The 18,409-nt window shown below is 29.8% G+C and carries 19 protein-coding genes and 1 pseudogene; 11 read left to right on the top strand and 9 right to left on the bottom strand.

The annotated features are described in order from the left end of the window. Positions 1-89: 89 nt before the first annotated feature. From BQ5450_RS05175 to BQ5450_RS05160, 4 genes are all read left to right on the top strand, one after another. Complete coding sequence (locus tag BQ5450_RS05175; RefSeq protein ID WP_071126179.1) at positions 90-950, top strand: polyphosphate kinase 2 family protein; 861 nt, start codon at positions 90-92, stop codon at positions 948-950. A 170-nt stretch (positions 951-1,120) separates the two neighbouring features. Continuing rightward, entirely contained in the window at positions 1,121-1,822 is a 702-nt protein-coding gene (locus BQ5450_RS05170) for a DUF5058 family protein (RefSeq protein ID WP_010245889.1), read from the top strand. Positions 1,823-1,832: 10 nt separating this feature from the next. Continuing rightward, on the top strand, positions 1,833-2,501 hold the full coding sequence (locus BQ5450_RS05165) for a hypothetical protein (protein WP_010245892.1): 669 nt from the start codon (positions 1,833-1,835) through the stop codon (positions 2,499-2,501). An 8-nt stretch (positions 2,502-2,509) separates the two neighbouring features. Beyond that, positions 2,510-3,619, top strand: a complete 1,110-nt coding sequence (locus BQ5450_RS05160; protein ID WP_071126178.1) for a M20/M25/M40 family metallo-hydrolase — start codon at positions 2,510-2,512, stop codon at positions 3,617-3,619. Positions 3,620-3,696: 77 nt separating this feature from the next. On the opposite strand, the gene rd is transcribed toward BQ5450_RS05160, so the two are convergent. Further along, the gene (gene rd / locus BQ5450_RS05155; RefSeq protein ID WP_010245898.1) at positions 3,697-3,858 is read right to left on the bottom strand and encodes a rubredoxin; all 162 of its coding nucleotides are present in this window, start codon (positions 3,856-3,858) and stop codon (positions 3,697-3,699) included. Between the two features lie 170 nt (positions 3,859-4,028). Between rd and BQ5450_RS05150 the strand changes: the two genes are divergently transcribed. After that, on the top strand, positions 4,029-4,421 hold the full coding sequence (locus BQ5450_RS05150) for an ATP-binding protein (protein ID WP_010245902.1): 393 nt from the start codon (positions 4,029-4,031) through the stop codon (positions 4,419-4,421). Positions 4,422-4,615: 194 nt separating this feature from the next. Here BQ5450_RS05150 and pepD read toward each other — a convergent pair whose 3' ends face one another. Together pepD and tyrS are read right to left on the bottom strand one after the other, a co-directional pair. After that, entirely contained in the window at positions 4,616-6,007 is a 1,392-nt protein-coding gene (pepD, locus tag BQ5450_RS05145) for a beta-Ala-His dipeptidase (protein WP_071126177.1), read from the bottom strand. 7 nt (positions 6,008-6,014) lie between these two features. Beyond that, positions 6,015-7,241, bottom strand: a complete 1,227-nt coding sequence (gene tyrS / locus BQ5450_RS05140; protein ID WP_071126176.1) for a tyrosine--tRNA ligase — start codon at positions 7,239-7,241, stop codon at positions 6,015-6,017. Positions 7,242-7,442: 201 nt separating this feature from the next. Here tyrS and BQ5450_RS05135 point away from each other — a divergent pair, with 201 nt between their 5' ends. The 4 genes from BQ5450_RS05135 to BQ5450_RS05120 all read left to right on the top strand — a co-directional run bounded on the left by BQ5450_RS05135 (position 7,443) and on the right by BQ5450_RS05120 (position 9,921). Further along, positions 7,443-8,630 (top strand): NAD(P)H-hydrate dehydratase, encoded by a 1,188-nt coding sequence (locus tag BQ5450_RS05135; protein ID WP_071126175.1) that lies wholly within the window; start codon positions 7,443-7,445, stop codon positions 8,628-8,630. 242 nt (positions 8,631-8,872) lie between these two features. Continuing rightward, a complete protein-coding gene (locus tag BQ5450_RS05130; RefSeq protein ID WP_010245911.1) occupies positions 8,873-9,130 on the top strand; it encodes a hypothetical protein in 258 nt (85 codons plus the stop codon). 48 nt (positions 9,131-9,178) lie between these two features. Then, complete coding sequence (locus BQ5450_RS05125; protein ID WP_010245913.1) at positions 9,179-9,451, top strand: hypothetical protein; 273 nt, start codon at positions 9,179-9,181, stop codon at positions 9,449-9,451. Positions 9,452-9,573: 122 nt separating this feature from the next. Continuing rightward, on the top strand, positions 9,574-9,921 hold the full coding sequence (locus tag BQ5450_RS05120) for a type II toxin-antitoxin system PemK/MazF family toxin (protein WP_010245916.1): 348 nt from the start codon (positions 9,574-9,576) through the stop codon (positions 9,919-9,921). A 189-nt stretch (positions 9,922-10,110) separates the two neighbouring features. Here BQ5450_RS05120 and BQ5450_RS09140 read toward each other — a convergent pair whose 3' ends face one another. From BQ5450_RS09140 to BQ5450_RS05085, 6 genes and pseudogenes are all read right to left on the bottom strand, one after another. After that, positions 10,111-10,548: a transposase gene (locus BQ5450_RS09140; RefSeq protein WP_010245918.1), complete on the bottom strand. Its 438-nt coding sequence runs from the start codon at positions 10,546-10,548 to the stop codon at positions 10,111-10,113. Beyond that, on the bottom strand, positions 10,511-11,635 hold the full coding sequence (locus tag BQ5450_RS05110; protein WP_010245921.1) for a transposase: 1,125 nt from the start codon (positions 11,633-11,635) through the stop codon (positions 10,511-10,513). The genes BQ5450_RS09140 and BQ5450_RS05110 overlap by 38 nt, the downstream gene beginning before the upstream one ends. Before the next feature lie 433 nt (positions 11,636-12,068). Then, the gene (locus BQ5450_RS05100; RefSeq protein ID WP_071126174.1) at positions 12,069-12,287 is read right to left on the bottom strand and encodes a DUF2599 domain-containing protein; all 219 of its coding nucleotides are present in this window, start codon (positions 12,285-12,287) and stop codon (positions 12,069-12,071) included. 9 nt (positions 12,288-12,296) lie between these two features. After that, positions 12,297-12,614: a hypothetical protein gene (locus BQ5450_RS05095; RefSeq protein ID WP_071126173.1), complete on the bottom strand. Its 318-nt coding sequence runs from the start codon at positions 12,612-12,614 to the stop codon at positions 12,297-12,299. Between the two features lie 411 nt (positions 12,615-13,025). Further along, positions 13,026-13,181 (bottom strand): annotated as a pseudogene (gene relB / locus BQ5450_RS09315) (type II toxin-antitoxin system RelB family antitoxin); the annotation flags it as partial. Between the two features lie 716 nt (positions 13,182-13,897). Further along, on the bottom strand, positions 13,898-15,457 hold the full coding sequence (locus tag BQ5450_RS05085) for an IS1182 family transposase (protein WP_071126172.1): 1,560 nt from the start codon (positions 15,455-15,457) through the stop codon (positions 13,898-13,900). 161 nt (positions 15,458-15,618) lie between these two features. Between BQ5450_RS05085 and BQ5450_RS05080 the strand changes: the two genes are divergently transcribed. Together BQ5450_RS05080 and tkt are read left to right on the top strand one after the other, a co-directional pair. Then, on the top strand, positions 15,619-16,371 hold the full coding sequence (locus tag BQ5450_RS05080; RefSeq protein ID WP_071126171.1) for a WecB/TagA/CpsF family glycosyltransferase: 753 nt from the start codon (positions 15,619-15,621) through the stop codon (positions 16,369-16,371). An 11-nt stretch (positions 16,372-16,382) separates the two neighbouring features. Then, positions 16,383-18,332: a transketolase gene (tkt, locus tag BQ5450_RS05075; RefSeq protein WP_071126170.1), complete on the top strand. Its 1,950-nt coding sequence runs from the start codon at positions 16,383-16,385 to the stop codon at positions 18,330-18,332. The last annotated feature ends 77 nt before the right edge of the window (positions 18,333-18,409 follow it).

Genomic DNA, 18,409 nt, shown 5'->3' with positions numbered 1-18,409 from the left:
GAAGTTCTAATAGCTATTGTAGAACATCAAGTAACTACACAAATAATTGAGTCTTCAATTATTTTTTCAAAGGAGATTGCGAGGTTTTAATGAAAATAGAAAAATATTTGGTAAATGAAAAGAAGAAGTTAGATTTATATAAGGTTCCAACTTCTTATAATGGAAAGCTTGAAAAAGAAGAAGTAAAAGAAGTTTTAATTCCAGAAAACATCGAAAAGATAGGAAAATATCAAGAGAAGTTATATGCAGAAAATAATAGAGCTCTCTTAATAGTTTTGCAGGCAATGGATGCAGCAGGAAAAGACTCTTTAATAAAAAATATTATGACAGGGGTAAATCCTCAGGGAACTAAAGTAGTGTCCTTTAAAAAACCAAGTGAAAATGAATTAGATCATGATTATCTTTGGAGAATAAATAGAGAATTACCTGGAAGAGGAGAGATTGGGATTTTTAACAGAAGTCATTACGAAGATGTTTTGGTTTCGAGAGTTCATAATCTAGTTTTAGATCAGCCTTTTCCAAAAAATTTGGTGACTAAAGATATTTGGGACAAGAGATTTGATGAGATAAATAATTTTGAAGAATATTTGTCAAACAATGGGATTAAAATTGTAAAATTTTTCCTTCATGTTTCAAAAGATGAACAAAAACAAAGGCTTATGGAGAGAATTGAAAATCCTGAAAAGAATTGGAAATTTGCAAGTTCTGACATAACAGAAAGAAAATATTTTGATGATTATATGAAGGCTTATGAAGATATGCTAGTGAAGACTTCTACGAAAGTTGCTCCATGGTATATTGTTCCTGCAGATAGAAAATGGTTCTCAAGGTATCTAGTTTCAGAAGTTATTTTGGAAAAATTAAAGGAAATGGATCCAAAATTTCCAGAGCTTTCCAAAAATGAATTAGAAGGTTTGGATAAGTGGAAAATTATTTTGGAAGAAAGTTAAAAATTTTAGAAGCCCTCTTTACTAAAAATTAGTAAGGAGGGTTTCTTTTTAATAAATGTTGATGAAATTTGTATAGTAATAAGTTCAAAAATTTTATAAGTTATAAATTTATTTAAAAGACAAGATGTGTTATTATAAGGATAATTTTATTTCAGAAAGGAAGGATATTTATGAAAGATCAATGGGCTTATGCCAATAGTCCGCTTCTTTATATAGCTTGTTCTGTTGGCATTATTCTTGTACTAGTTCAAGGAACTTATATGCTTAGGAAGGCTTTAAAAGCAAGTAAGGAAATGAATATGGACAGGGAAAAAGTAAAAAAAGGAATAGTAACTGCCCTAGTTTCATCTATTGGCCCTGCACTTGGAATTTGCGGATCTATACTTGCACTTATTGTAACATTAGGGGCTCCAGTCACAGCACTTAGAATGTCTGTTATTGGAGGGACAAATTACGAAACTATGGCTGCTAATTTTGGGGCGAAAGCTATGGGAGCAGAACTTTCAACTTCAATGAATCCTGTTGTTTTTGCAAATGCACTTTGGACTCCAGCTCTTGGAGTAATGGGTTGGTTAATATTTATGATAATCTTTGGCCATAAAATGGAATCTGTAAATCACTTTTTGACTGGAGGAAGAAAGGCAATGTTGCCAGCAGTTTCTGTGGGAGCAATGCTAGGAGCTTTTGCATATTTTTGTGTAGATAATTTATTAAAAATAAATACAAATCCAAAGATGACTTTTGCAACAGTGTTTGGATTTATAATTATGTTTATATGTCAAAAACTTGGAAGTAAATATACTTGGCTAAGAGATTGGGGTCTTACTTTTGCAATGTTTTTAGGCGCAATTTTTTCACAATTAATATTTTAAGGAGGACAAAATGACAGCTTACGAAAAATTCTCTAAATCAATTCACAAATTTGGAAGATTATCAATGTTATTAGGAATGATTGCTGTGCTTCTTCCACCAATGCTAATGACTTTTTATTATGGACTAAATCCAGGGATAGCTGCAATAGTTACAGGTGCAATTTCTCAGATGTCTGTTTCAGGAGCGTTTTATTTTTCTGAACCCATTGCAAATTATCCAATAGTTGGAGCTGCGGGTTTATATATGTCAACACTTTCTGGAAATAGTGTAAATTTAAAAATACCTGCAGCAGTTTCTGCGATTGCAGGATCTGGTTACAAGCAAGGAACAGATGAAGGATCAATGATGGGGACAATTGGAATTGCAGTTTCAATTTATGTTGCAACTTTTTTTGTAATTGTTTCTACAATTTTTGCTCAAACTGTAATTGTAAATTTGCCAGAAAATATAAAGGAAGTTTTAACTCTTATTATACCTGCACTTTATGGGGGAATCTTTGCACAATTTTCTGTAAAATCTTTTAAGACAGGAGTTTTTGCACTTGCAGTTTCCTTTGCAATGACAAAAATCGTTGGACTATTTCCATACAACTTGACATTTTTAATTACACTTGTGACAGTTTTTTCTTCAATTTACTTTGCAAGAACACAGCTGGATACTATAAATAAAAATTCTTAGGAGGAATTATGAAAGATTTTGATAAGGGAAAGCTTTTAGAAATTTTTGAAGAACTATTATTAATACATTCACCATCAAAAAAAGAAGAGAATGTGGCAAAATATATTATTTCTTTTTTGGAAGACCTTGGTGGAGAAATTTATTTAGATAAATCAAATGACAGATACGGAGGGAGTGCTCCAACAATTTTTGCAAAGTTTAAAGGAGAAGGAGGAGGAGTAACTTTTTCCAACCACATGGATGTAATAGAACCAAATAAGAATTTAAAAATAATTAAGGATGAAAAAGTTTGGAAAAGTGATGGCGCTACTACTCTAGGAGGAGATGACAAAGGTGGAGTTGCATCAGTCTTATATTCCATTTATTATATTATTAAAAATAATATAAAGCACAGAGATATTTATGCAATTTTCACACCTGGAGAAGAAGTAGGGATGCTTGGAGCTAGAAATATTAATTGGAATAAAGTTTATAAAAATATGAAGCCTGCAAAAAATATGATAGTTGTAGATAACGCAGGCTCTTGTGACAAAGTTGCCTACAAAGCACCAACATCTTATTCTTTTAAATTTAAAATAAAGGGAAGATCTGCACACGCAGGAATTGAACCAGAGAGGGGAATAAATGCCATTGTACTTGCAGCAAAGGCAATAGCAAAATTTAAAACTCTTAGAATAGATGAGTATACTACTTCAAATATTTCAAAAATAAACTCAAATTTCCCTAAAAATGTTGTGCCAGATTGCGTAGAATTTTCTGGTGAAATCAGAGGACATGATGAGAAACATGTTCTTGAAATATTAGAAGAATATGAAAAAATAGTAAGAGAATTTGCAGAAGACTATGAATTTGAAAAGTCCCTTGACTATCCAGCACTTAGACCTACTGATATGGATTTTTCTAAAGATATTTTAAAATCTTATAAAAATGTGGGAGTAGATGCAAAAGAAGTAGTAATAGGCGGAGGATCTGATGCCAACTTTTTTGCAGAAGAGGGTTTTAACTCTTTAATTATTGGAGTTGGAATGGAGAAAGTTCATACAAAAGAAGAATATATTGTCTTAGATGATTTAATTAAAACTACAAAGGCGCTAATTGATTATCTTGAAATTAATTAAAAATAAAAGGCTACTAGATTTAATTCTAGTGGCCTTTTATGTAAAAAAAGAAGGTTTTTACCTTCTTTATAATAAAATTATTCGGCTACTTCAAAGTCAGATTTTTCAGCTCCGCAAAGTGGGCAAGTCCAATCTTCTGGTAAGTTTTCAAATGCAGTACCTGCTTTAACACCGTTGTCTTCATCGCCTACTTCAGGATCATAAATATATCCGCAAAGTGTACATTCATATTTTTTCATTTTAATCTTCCTCCTATTAAAATTACTTGCCATTACAAGTATACTTTTATTATAACAAATTGATAAATATAATACAGTAGTATTTTAAAATAATTTATTGATAGTACAAAATCTTAAGAGTTTAAATTGTAAATAATTTGGGTAATGTTTAAATGGATGGAGTGAGAAGTATGAATACTTTATATAAATTCAAAGGTTCTGTCAACAGTGATTTGTCTTTAATAAAAAGTTTTTTAGATTCTGCAATAATGGATTTAGATTCATTTATAAAAGACGAAGAGAAGCTTTTTGATATAAAGGTTATATTAAATGAACTTGTAATAAATGGAGCAATGCATGGCAATGAAGAGGATTTAAATAAAAAAGTTTGTCTAAAACTTATTTTAGATGATGATTCTTTAAAGATAATTGTAAAAGATGAGGGACGTGGTGTGGACTTTGACACATCTTTATACAATTGTACAGAAAAAAGTTGTAATGGCAGAGGTTTATTAATTGTTGAAGCTTTGACAGATCAATTGATTTTAAATGAAAATGAAGTTATTGCAATAAAAAATTTGTAAATAATATTAAAAATAAAACTATTCGATTTATAAAGAATTAATATTACATATTGAAACCCGATTAGGTTTTTAGACTTATGACAAAGATAGGCATGAAAATAAAAAACACCTGTAATAAAAAAGAGATTTTTAAATTTTTGTATGTAAAAAGGAAGGCTATACCTTCATGGCTAGACCTTCCTTAATTTTTTATATTAAATGCTTTTAAGAACTTTTTTTAAGTGTTCATAAACTCTTTTGGTTGAAGAAATTGAAAGAGTTTCTTTTTGTGAGTGGGCTCCACTGATGTCTGGGCCAATGGAAATTATATCTAAGTCCCTATTTTTTGTGAAGAATACACCACATTCAAGTCCTCCATGAGTAAATTCTTCTTCCATCTTTCTTCCGTTCATTTCTCTGTAAATATTCTTTACAATTTCTCTAAACTGAGATTCTTTTTTGTATTCCCATTCTGGGTATGGATTTTCAAATTCAGCTTCTGCACCATAATTTTTTACAATATCCATATAAATATTTCCAAAATCTTCGGAAAGTGAAGAGCTTGCAAACCTTAGCGAAACAAAAACTTCTATTGTGTCTTCAATTAATTTTACTATTGCAAGATTTGATGAGGATTCAAGTACTTTTTTAGATTCATCTATAAAAGTGTGGGGACCAGTTGGAAGTTCAAGTAAGTATTTTGCAAGTTTTTTTGTATCTTTTGCTGTCAAAACTTTTCCTGTAGGAGAAATTTTTTCGCATCCAATAATTAATTCTCCTTCGACCCCCTTGAATTTATCTTTTACAAATGAGATTGCATCATTTAATTCTTTTTCTTCGCAGACAAGGGAAACTTTTCCTTCCCTAGGTATGGCATTTTGTTTTGTACCACAATCTAATTCGATTAGTTTGGCAGAAGGAATTTTATTTATAATTTCTGCAATTACTTTTATCATATTGCCCTTGTTGTTAGCAATTTCCATTCCAGAGTGACCGCCCAAAAATCCATGAAGGTTAAGTGCAAAAGCATTGCCAGAGTAGTCTTCTCTATCAATTTTTAATTTTGAGTGAAGTAATTTTCCACCGGCAGATGAAACTGTTAAAACACCTTCTTCTTCAGAATCAATATTAATTAAATATTTTCCATCTAAGTATTTTTTATCAAGATTTTTTGCACCATGCATATCAGTTTCTTCTGAAACAGTTACAAGAATTTTTAATGGGCCATGTTCTTCTTCACAAAGAGCCATTGCCATAGCAACACCAATGCCATCATCAGCACCAAGAGTTGTTTCATTTGCGTGTAGATTATCGCCATCTACGATAAGTTCAATTGGGTCAGTCAAAAAATTGTGTTTTGAATCTTTTCCCTTTTCACATACCATATCCATGTGACCTTGTAAAATCACTTTTTCTTTATCTTCAAAACCCCTAGTAGCAGGCACTTCCATAATTATATTTAAGTTTTCGTCTTGAACTACCTTATAACCTTTTTCTTCTCCATATTTTTTTAGGAAATCGGAAACTTCTCTTTCATTTCCAGATTCTCTTGGGATTTGTGATAATTTTTCAAAAAAATCAAAAACTTTTTTTGGTTCTAAATTCATATTAACCTCACTTTAAAATAACTTTGTGATAAACTTTTTTTCCTTTTCTTATAATAATTTCGCCATCTTTAAAATCATCTTTTGTAAGTTCAAGCTTAGGGTCATTTATTTTTTTGTCATCAATACTTACTCCACCTTGATTTATAAGTCTTCTTCCTTCAGAGTTTGTCTTTATAAGGCCAAGTTCTGACATTAAATTTAAAATTCCAACAGGTGCATTGAATTTGTCAGATGACATTTCTGTTGAAGGAATATCTTCGGAATTCTTGTCGCCACCAAATAGAGAACGAGATGCAGAAAGTGCAGATTTTGCAGATTCTTCTCCATGTATATCCTTTACAACTTCGTATGCTAGAACTTCTTTTGCTGTATTGAGTTCTGCTCCTTCTAATTTTTCATATTCAGCAATTTTATCAAGAGGAAGCATTGTTAAAAGTTTCATAAATTTAATTACATCGCGGTCATCGCAATTTCTAAGATATTGGAACATTTCGTATGGAGTAGTTTTTTCTGGGTCAAGCCAAATTGCTCCAGCCATAGTTTTACCCATTTTAATGCCAGACGCAGTTGTAAGAAGTTTAAAAGTCATGGCATAAACTTTGTCGTTTTCTAATTTTCTTACAAGTTCATAGCCACCTAAGATGTTTGACCATTGGTCTGAGCCACCGACTTCTAATTTGCAATGATGCTTTCTGTATAAATATAAAAAGTCATAGGATTGCATTAGCATATAAGAGAATTCAAAGAAAGTTAAACCTTGTTCCATTCTATTTTTGTAGCAATCAAATTGTAGCATTCTATTTACAGAGAAGTGTACACCTATTTCTCTTACAAATTCTAAGAAATTTAATTTCATTAACCAATCAGCGTTATTTTCAATATAGCCTTTGCCTTCTGAAAAATCTAAGAAGTTTGAAATTTGTTCTTTAAATCTAGTTGCATTGTAATTAATTGTATCTCTATCCATAAGAGTTCTCATGTCGCTCTTGCCTGATGGGTCACCAATAGTTGTCGTTCCACCACCTAGTAAAGCTATTGGAATATGACCTGCATTTTGCATATGTTGCATTACTCTAATTTGAATAAAGTGACCAAGAGTTAGGGAGTCAGCAGTAGCATCAAAACCAACATAAAAAGTTACAGGTTCTTTTCCTAACATTTCTCTTAGTTCATCTTCATAAGTACACTGGTCTAGATAGCCTCTTTCGTTTAAAATATCAAATACATTTTCCATAAATTCCTCCAAAAAAATAAAAAGAACCTCACGATGAAAGGACGCATTCGTGGTACCACCTTTCTTCGCCAAGGCCTCAAAATTAAAAAGACTCCGATATTGTAATTCAGCTTTCGCTTACTGTATATCTTCAACATCAAATATTCTACTGTTTATGATATAATAATCGAAAATAAAAGATTTGTCAAATGAGGTGATACATTGATTGGCATAGACATAGTAGATGTAAATAGAATAAAAAAAATAATGAATGAACACGAAAATTTTATAGAAAAAGTTTTTAATGAAGATGAAATAAAAAGAATACAAAAAAAGAAACATCCTTATGAAAGAGCAGCAGGTATGTTTGCGGCAAAGGAAGCAGTTGCGAAAGCAATGACAACAGGGCTTGGACAAATTTCTTTTCACGACATAAGAATAAAATACATAGAAGATGTTCCTCATGTAGAAGTTTTTGATAATAAATTTGAAATCTCAATTAGTCACGAGAGAAATTATGCAGTGGCAGTGGCAAAATTAATTGAAGAAAATTTTACGAAAGAAGAAAAAATAGGGAAAATTATTTTGAATGAAGAAATAAAATCAATCTGGAAAAATAGAGATGAAGACACGCACAAGGGCGACTTTGGAAAAGTTGCCATAGTTGGTGGTTCAATTGGAATGACTGGGTCAAGTTATCTTTCATCAAATGCATCATTAAAATCAGGTGCAGGACTTGTGTATAATATTGTGCCAAAAGAAATATTTGACATAATCTCTATAAAATTTATTGAACCCATAGCCAAAAGTTTTGATGATTTAGATGACATGGAGAAATTTTTAGAAGGAATTGATGTAATAGCTATGGGACCGGGCATGGGTCTTGGAGATTATGCAAAGTCTATTTTTTATAAAATAATAAAAACAGAAAAAGACCTTTTAATAGATGCAGATGGATTAAATCTTTTGTCAAAAAATTTAGAATTATTGAGAAAAAGAAAAGATTTTACAACAATTTTAACCCCACACGAAGGAGAATTTAGAAGGCTCACTGGGCTACCTTTAGAAGAGATAAAAAATAATAGAGAAAAAGTTGCAGTTGAATTTGCAAAAAAATATAAAGTTATTTTAGTCTTAAAGGGGCACAACACAGTTGTGACAAATAGCAAAGAAATTTATATAAATAAGACGGGAAACTCTGGCATGGCGACAGCAGGATCAGGAGATGTGTTGACAGGGATAATTTCTGCTTTTATGAAAAATTATAATTTATTTGATGCGTCAAAACTTGGAGTTTATATTCATGGACTTTCAGGAGATATTTATGCAAATAAAAATTCAAAAACAAGTTTAAGAGCAAGGGACTTAATAGACAATTTAGATAATGTTTTCAAATTAATTGAAGAATAAAAATAATTTTGATTTTTTTATGTATGAAGTATAATAAGATTAAGATAACGTTTTTAACAAAGAGTATATGTCATGTGAAAAAATTAAAAAAAGGTAAATTTATTGGTTATTATTGGAATATTATTTTCCAGTTTTTCAATAAATATTTTTGGAAGAAGTGAAGATGACAAGATTAATTTTGTCATTTTATACTAGGAGAAATTTTAATTTAATTACGTAGTATACAGTTTAGGAGATTTTATATGCAACCTTATCCAGCTAATGTTAGAGCCTTTTGGGAAGTACTAAATATTTTTGTCTTAATCACAATGTCTGATTTAGTCAAAAGTCATAAAAGTCCAATAATTGTAGCCTTGCCTGGTTTATTTGCTCTTATTTTAAATTTTATTTGGATAAAAAAAGAAAAAGACAATTGGACCAAGGGATACAAAATAGCTATGGGAGTTTATATAGCTGTTTTAAGTTTATTTACTATTGCTGCAGTTAGAATGGCAATGTAGATCAATAGCCTGAGGTTTTTCTTGGGCTATATTTTTAAAGGAGTTATTATGTTTAAAAATAGAAAGATACTTTTTATAATTTTATTTGCCCTAGATCTCTTTTATACATATTGTGCAATCACTGGAGTGGCAGATTTTTTTCATAGATTTAGAGGACCAATTTATGTGCAAATTCTTTGGTTTGTAGTGATTTGTGCTCCGGCGATTGTTCACTATCTACCAGGCGGAACAAAAGATAATTTAAAGGAAAGCAGAAAATATACGATTCCTCTTTTTGTAATTATAGCAATAAATATTATAATACCAATGTATGTTAAGTAAAATTAATAATACATTTATTGGACAAAAAATATTTTATATTATAGGGATATTACAAAATTTGTGTTAAAATGATGTAGAGGCTTATAATTAATCTTTCTCTTCAACCGTAAAAGGTGAAAACTATGATGATAAAAAGAGGGGATATATTTTATGCCGACCTGTCACCTGTTATTGGGTCTGAACAGGGAGGAGTAAGACCTGTGGTAGTTGTCCAGAATGATATTGGAAATAAATATTCGCCAACGACTATTGTTGCAGCAATTACATCTCAATTAAATAAGGCGAAGTTACCTACGCATGTAAATGTAAAAGCAAAAGATGTTCCGCTTCCCAAAAATTCCGTAATACTTTTGGAACAGCTAAGGACCATCGACAAAAAAAGGTTGAGAGAGAAAATTGGTAAATTCGACAAGGAAGTTATGCAAGAGGTGGATGCTGCTATAAAGATAAGCTTGGCGATGAAGTTATAAAGGGCAACATACATATTAAAGGTAGTGTTGCAGAATGATCAAAAATCATTCTGTGACACTACTTTTTTGATTTTCCCGTTGCTAACTGCCTTTAAGTTTATAGTTTTTTCTTTTGAAATTTTTTAGAACAGTAATTTCAGCTAAAAATGAGTACACAAAAAACACCTTAGGTATTTTTTCCTTTTTTCTTCAAACTGCTTTTCTGTACTTGATTACCTCGGTTTGATTTTTTAGTAGTTTTCTATGTAATTGATTTAAATTCATTCCCATTGCAATTAAATGTATATCACAGATTACTGCTCTTAAACCTCGATGTCTAAACCTATTGTAGTTTAATCCTTCTTTTAGTTTTGAAAACATTCCTTCTGCTTGAATTGACCTATTTAACCTTTCATCAATTCCTTCAGCACTTGTAATATTTGCATATGATTGTTCTCTGTATTTAATAAACTTGGCATTAAATCTTAGGCTTTTTGTTTGTGGATTATCCGATTTTGAATATTTGTTGCATGATTTTTGATATATGCATTTATCGCATTCGAAACATTTGTAGATTTTTATGCTTTCCTTAAATCCACTTTTCCTAGTTTTAATGTAATCTTTTTGTCTTGTTAATTTTTTTTCCATTTGCACATATATAAAAGTCACCTTCTTTATCATAAATCATGTTCTCTCTTTTGCTAATGTCTGTTTTGTAGGTTCTTTTTTTGCTTATCTCATAATTTGATGGCTTGATGTATGATTCTAATTTTTTATTCTCTAGATAGGTGTAGTTTTCAATACTTTCATATCCTGAATCACAAACTATTCTTTTTAAATGTTTATCGTATCTTGGATATAATTCATCTAAAAATAAAGGTAATGTATTCATATCGCTAGGATAGTGTGAACCATATGCCCCAATAATAAATTGACCACTACTTGCAAATTGGATATTATAGGCTGGTTTTAGTTGACCATTTTTCATGTGATCTTCTTTCATTCTCATAAATGTTGCATCATGGTCTGTTTTAGAGTATGAGTTTCTTTCTCCCATAATTTCTAAGTGTTTTTCATATGATTTTAGTCTTTCTAACCATGACTGATATAGTTCATAGTCTCTTTGTATATGTGTTTTTCTTTTTCCTTTGCCATGCACAAAATCTATATTTTTTGCTTTTTTAATTAATTCATTAAATATCAATAAAAGGTGTTTTTTTACTTCTATTATGTCTAAACTATCTAATAGTCCTAATTCTTTTATGATTTTAATTCTTAATTTTTCTTGATTTTTAAGTACTGCTTTTTTCCATACAAATGTGTATTTGTTTGCGTAAGCTTCAACTTTAGTTCCATCTATGTATATACTTGATAAATCAATGTGTTCATCTTCAATTAATACATTAATATTTTTAGAAAAGATGTCTTTTATTAACGGTTCAAGCTTTTTTCTGTATCTACTAATTGTTGAATGGTCTGGAGGACTATCTTCTTCTAGTAAATATTTTAATCTTAAATCATACTTGCATGATTTTTCTATAGCTCTAGATGAATATATTCCTTCACTGTAACAAAATATTAATATTTGTAGCATTGTAATTGGGTTAACTACTGGCTTTCTTCCTACATTCGAGTACATTTTGACTAAACTTTTTAAATTCATCCTTTCAACTAAATTTTGTACTAAGCCAATTTTACCATCATCTACAAAACTTATTTCTGTATTAAAGTTCATTTTAACTTGTAATAATGAACGATTTAATGTAAGCTTATTATGATAATTATATGTATTAGTCATACGTTAATTATATCAAAAAACCGGCAAACTCATAAGAGTAAGCCGGTTTTTTATTTGGAACTATTTTGCAACAGCCCCTTATTTAGATTTTATCCTTATATAAATAAATATACTTAAGTTTATTAATATACTTACATAGGTCATAACATTTAAGCCCCAAATTATATCTGGATCTATTCTTAATTCTTTAGATATATAATACATAGCTATTAAAATAAGATTTAAAGTATTAATAATAATAGATTTATGTAAATTATATCTTGTCTTTACATCCTTTAAATCAAGTATATTAAAATAAGTTATTATTATAAATAGATATAAAAAACACATGGCATATAGATTACTCATTTTTTTCCTTCTTCTTTAATTTTTAGTTACAAGTAAATGGATTAGTGTATTTTTTGCTCGGTTCTATATTCCATCTAGACTTATATTTTGCTAAAGCAACATGACAATCAAACTGTCTTTTCATTGAATCAGTATTATCCCATCTCCAATCATTACTAAAGTTTCTTGATATAGTATACCACGCCATTCTAGCCGTATATAAATTTGGAGAAGACATTCTAACATTATTTTTTGGATCCATAGATAATGACTATACTCCATCTCTATTAATCCATTCAACTGAATTAAAGTAATTATTTAAATCATAATCATATGAAGCACTTCTTAATTCCGTTGCTTCATAAGTATTCATTATATTACTCGCACTATATAATGAATTTATGGAATCTTTATTTTTAGATTGGAAAACAACTTCTTTTTCTAAAATAGGTTTGTTTTCCAATTCATCATATATTACTTCATATAAATTTTGATTATTATTACATGTATTTTCTGTTTCTGCAAATACTTTATTTTGACTAATACTAAATAAAGCTACCATTGATAAAATTATAATTGATTTTTTCATATATTTACCTCCTTATTACCCAATTACAAATATTCTATTTTAAGAATAAATAAGTTACAATAATAATTGTTATCGATAACAATCATTATTGTAACTTATTTAGATTTAATTTACTAATCTTATAATAAATTAAATTATATGATATAATTATTTTTTAACTCTTATAGTGTCCCTTTGCAACTTATAATATCTATGTTATTATTTTCAATTCTATATATAAATTTATATTCATTATTAATCCTTCTACTATCCATTGACCACTTCTTTTTGCCGTAAGTCCTTTTCCATGAATACGAGGATTTTCACAATTCACAAAATTTTTTTCAATTCAAACTTTAATTATTTTTTTGGTTTATTTGTCTAGCTTTCTAAAAGCTTTATCAAATTTATCTGTTGTAATTATCCGGTATATCATATTCCTAAATCTTCCCAAAGTTCATTAATCGGTCTTGTTTTTAATGTTCCTTTTGCTTTTTCTACTTCATACTCTTCAAAAACTTTAAGATCATATTCATTTTCGATATGTTCAAGCATTGTAGTTCTAATTATTTCAGATAGACTTTTATTATTAAGCCTTGCTTAGGCTTTAAAAATATTTAGTTCGTTCTCTGGAACTCTCAAACTAATTGTAGACATGTGTATACTCCTTTATTCTATGTAATACAAATTTTATTACATAGAGTGATGTTTGTAGAGATAATATTAGTATGATGGCATAAGTATCTTGTGTGAAATAAAATTCCAAATTTATTTTTTATATATTATTAATAGCTTTTAGAGCCTATATAGCCCAGTGATATCAATGGATACAGAAGACATAAAACAACCAAAAATCCAAATAAAAAACTTTTTATATAACGGGTTTTCATTTTAATTGTTACTTAGTAAAATAAAATGAAATATAAAAACATAAGGGGCTGTTGCAAAAGTCCCTTATAAATATAGTTGGGAATATATTAGTGAAGTTATCTCAAGTCCTTAAAACTAAATGATGTAATAAGCTTGAAAGAAGTTATAATATATTTCTTTTATTCTCTCATAGTAAATGTAATTAGCCACTACGTTTGAAAATGGCTGGATGAGAATTAATAAAAAGATAGCCAGTATAATAAAAAAGGTGATGTTGCAGAATAGATGATTCTACTCTGCGACATCATTTTTTTATCAAGTATTTAAGTTTAACCATTGTGTTTTTTGCTTTTAAAATATTTTCTAGATAAATTTTTCTTGTTTCTCTTAAAAATGGGTGCACTTAATAAAGCTATACTTTTGAAAATTTTTTCTCAAGCAGCTTTGTATTTTATGATTTCTAAATTCTTATTTTCTATTTTTGATGCCAGTTTATTTAAGTTTAGTGCTATTGATAATAGACATATTTCACTTATTATGTTTTCTTTTCCTCTGTGGTGGAATCTGTTATAGTTTAAGCCTGACTTTATTTTGGAAAATGCTCCTTCGGCTTGAATCGATCTATTTAATCTTTCTTCTATTCCTTGGTCGAATATTATGTTTTTTAAGGTTTCTTCTCTATATTTTTGAAATGCTTCTGTTATGTAGATTCCCTTGCTTTTTTGTCCTTCTTTGTTCCAATCGAAACATCTGTAGACTTTTGTTGTTGTTACGTATCCACTTTTTCTTTTTCTGTATCTGTCATTACATCTTATGAATTCTTTGCCCTCTTGTGATATGTATTTGTCTTGTCTTTCATCGTATTTTAAGCTTTTCCTAAATTCTTGTTCTTTTTTGTATTTTCTTGTTTTCGACTTTTCATAGTTTGATGGTTTTATATAGGATGTTAAATTATTTTCTGCTAAGAATACATAGTTTTCTTCGCTTTCGTATCCTGCATCTGCGACTATCCTGTTTAGTTTATTTGGATATTTTTCTAAAAGGTCTTTTAAGAATGGTTTTAGTGTGTACATGTCACTTGGATGATGGGATATGTTTTCTCCTATGATGAAGCCTGATGCACTTGCTAATTGGATATTGTAGGCTGGTTTTAGTTGGCCGTTTTTCATGTGGTCTTCTTTCATTCTCATGAAGGTTGCATCATGGTCTGTTTTTGAATAGGAATTTCTATAGTCTCCCATAATTTCTAAGTGTTTTTCATATGATTTTAGTCTTTCTAACCATGACTGATATAGTTCATAGTCTCTTTGTATATGTGTTTTTCTTTTTCCTTTTCCGTAAACAAATTTTATTTTTTTCTGTTTGCAATATTTTCTCAATTGATTAAAGATTGTTGTTACTGCTTGAAGTACTTGGTCTGGAATTAGACTTTTACTTAATCCTAGTTCTTCTTTTATCCTCTCTATTAATTTTTCTTGCCACTTTTCTATACTTCCTCGCCATACAAAACTATATCTGTTGGCATAGACTTCTATCTTTGTTCCATCTATATAGATACTTGATAGGTCTATCTGATTTTCTTCTATCAGTATTTGAACCATTTGTTTTAATATATCTGGTGTTAGTTCTAGTATTTTTTGTCTAAATCTGTTAATGGTAGTGTGGTCTGGTGCTTTACTTCCATCTAGGAGATATCTTATCCTTAAGTCATACTTGCATGATTTTTCTATTTCTCTTGATGTAAATATTCCTTCTGAATAGCAGTATATTATTATTTCTAGCATGGTTACTGGATTTACTTTGGGTTTTCTTCCAAATGATGAGTAGACTTTTTTTAGTTCTGTTAAGTTTAACCTTTCTATTATATTTTTTACAAGCCTTATTTTAACATCATTTTGAATATATATTTCTGTATTAAAGTTTAATCGTAGTTGAATTGTATCATTAACTAGTGTATAGTTATTTAATGATGATGTATTTTTAAAGGTTTTCATAAATACATTTTATCAAAAAAAGACGAGGATTTTTATATTTCCTCGTCTTTTTCTATGATGGGACTTTTGCAACAGCCCCTTTTTATTTTAAAGTTTTAGTTAAATTATTTCTTTATAGAAAAGCTCTTTTTTATGTGATAAACTTATTATCGGAGAGGATTATGGAAAAAGTAAAGATTTTTGGTGTTGAAATTTTTAATATTAGTAATGATGATTGTGAAAATATTTTGAGAGATTTTTTAAAATCGGATAAACTTAATAAGATTTATACGCCAAATACAGAGATTGTAATGGCAGCTAAAAGAGATGAGAATCTTAAAGATTTAATTAATTCAGGGGATTTAGTTTTAGCTGATGGGATTGGTCTTATACACGCTTCTAAAATGAGAAAGAAGCCTTTAAAAGAAAGAGTTACAGGGTTTGATACTTCTATTAAGCTTTTGGAGCTTGCTGACGAGATGGGTCTTAATTTATATTTTCTCGGTGGAAAAGAAAGCGTGGCAAAGGATGCTGCAAGTGCTGTAAATAAAAAATATAAAAATGCCAATGTCGTTGGATATCACAATGGATATTTTAATTCTAGAATTGACGGAGAAAATTCAAAGGAAGAGAAGAAAATAATTGAAGAGATAAATGATAAAGATGTGGATATTGTTTTTGTAGGTTTTGGTTTTCCGCGTCAGGAAAAATGGATAGATGAATTTAAAGATGAAATAAAGGCAAAGATAATTATTGGAAATGGCGGCGTTTTAGATATTTTGTCAGGAAGGGCAAATAGAGCACCAGATGTTTTTATAAAACTTGGACTTGAGTGGTTATACAGGCTGATAAAAAATCCTTCTAGGATAAAAAGGCAAATTGACTTGCCAAAGTTTTTGTTCGCAGTTTTAAAAGATAAAAATTCAGTTGAGTGAGGAGTGGAATTTTGAATATTGATAATAAAGCTATTAATACTATAAGGATGCTTTCAGTGGATCAAATTGAAGAGGCAAATTCAGGACATCCAGGGCTACCCCTTGGTGCAGCGCCTATGGCCTATGCTCTTTTCAAAAATCATATTGTAAGAGATTCTAAAGATTTAAATTGGACAAATAGAGATAGATTTATTTTATCTGCAGGACATGGTTCTGCACTTTTGTATTCACTTTTTTATCTTTTTGATTATGGTCTTACTATTGAAGATTTGAAAAATTTTAGGCAACTTGATTCTAAGACGCCAGGTCATCCTGAATATGGGCACACAAAAGGTGTAGAGGCAACTACTGGACCTCTTGGACAGGGAATTGCAATGGCAGTAGGAATGGCAATTGCAGAAGAAAAACTTGCCGCAATTTATAACAAAAAAGATTTAAAACTTGTGGATCACTATACTTATGCTTTAGTTGGTGATGGATGTCTAATGGAAGGAATTTCCAATGAAGCGTCTTCTCTTGCAGGAACTTTAAAATTAAATAAGTTAATTGTACTTTATGATTCTAACAGAATTTCCATAGAAGGATCGACAGATCTTGCTTTTTCTGAAAATGTAGTGGATAGATATAAAGCTCTGGGATGGGATACTTTTGTCGTAAATGATGGCAATGATTTAGAAGATATAAATGCAAAAATTGAAGAAGCAAAAAAATCTAGTGGGCCTGCACTTATTGAGGTAAAGACAAAAATTGGATATGGTTCACCTAGAGAAGATTCTGCAAAGGCACATGGAGAACCTCTTGGTGTTCAAGATAGAAAATCTACAAGGAAATTTTTTGGTCTACCTGATGAAGATTTTTATGTTTCAGAAGATGTGGCAAAATATTTTAATAAAATTGTTGAAGAAAATACAAGAAAAGCAAAAGAAAAGAAAAAAATTGAAGAAAAATATAAAGAAAAGTATAAAGAAGAATATGAAAAATATTTAAATTCTTTTAAGAATGAAAAGAGAGAACTATTAGAAGATTCTTATTATGATAGTTTTACAAAGGACATGGCAACTCGTGCCGTTTCTGGAGAAGTTTTAAATAAAATTGCAAAAGAAAATACAAATATTTTTGGTGGTTCAGCAGATTTAGGACCATCTAACAAGACAATGCTAAAGGGAGAAGAATATTTTTCAAAAGACAATAGATACGGCAGAAATTTAACCTTTGGTGTTCGTGAAAACGCAATGGGTGCAATTACAAATGGAATGCTTCTTCATGGAGGGCTTAAAACTTACGCTGCAACATTTTTAGTTTTTAGCGATTATTTAAAACCGACAATTAGGCTTGCTGCTCTTATGAATCTTCCAAATGTTTATATATTTACTCACGATTCTATTGGAGTTGGAGAAGATGGTCCAACTCATGAGCCAATTGAACATTTGGCAATGCTTAGATCGATTCCAGGCTTAGTTGTAGTAAGACCAGCAGATGGAAGAGAAACTGCATCAGCTCTTAACCTTGCTTTTAATTCACAAAATACACCTTTTGTACTTGCACTTTTAAGGCAAAATTTGCCACAGCTTGAAAACTCTAAAAAAGATATAAAAAAAGGTGCTTATATAATTAAAAAAGAAGAAGGAGAACTTGAAAAAATTGTAATAGCTACAGGTTCAGAAGTACATCTTGCATTAGAAGCAGCAGAAGATTTAAAAGGTGTTCGTGTAGTTTCAATGCCTTCAATGGAACTTTTTGACGCACAAAATTCAGCTTACAAAGAAGAGATTTTGCCTTCAAAAGTTACTAAGAGAATTTCAATTGAAGCACTTTCGTCCTTTGGATGGCACAAATATATTGGGACAGGCGGTATGGCAATTTCAATAGATACTTTCGGAGCTAGTGGAAAAGGCAAAGAAGTCTTTGAGAGATTTGGATTTACAAAGGAAAATATAAAAAGAAAAATAGAAGAATTTTAAAATATTTTTGGAGATGTTTTGGCATCTCTTTTTTTATTTCAATTAAAATTTAAAAATAAAATTATAAATGATATAAT

The sequence above is a fragment of the Peptoniphilus lacydonensis genome (genome assembly GCF_900106515.1).
Classification (GTDB): domain Bacteria; phylum Bacillota; class Clostridia; order Tissierellales; family Peptoniphilaceae; genus Peptoniphilus_A; species Peptoniphilus_A lacydonensis.
Note: the sequence above shows the minus strand (reverse complement) of the source record. Positions and strands in the feature narration are given on the sequence as shown.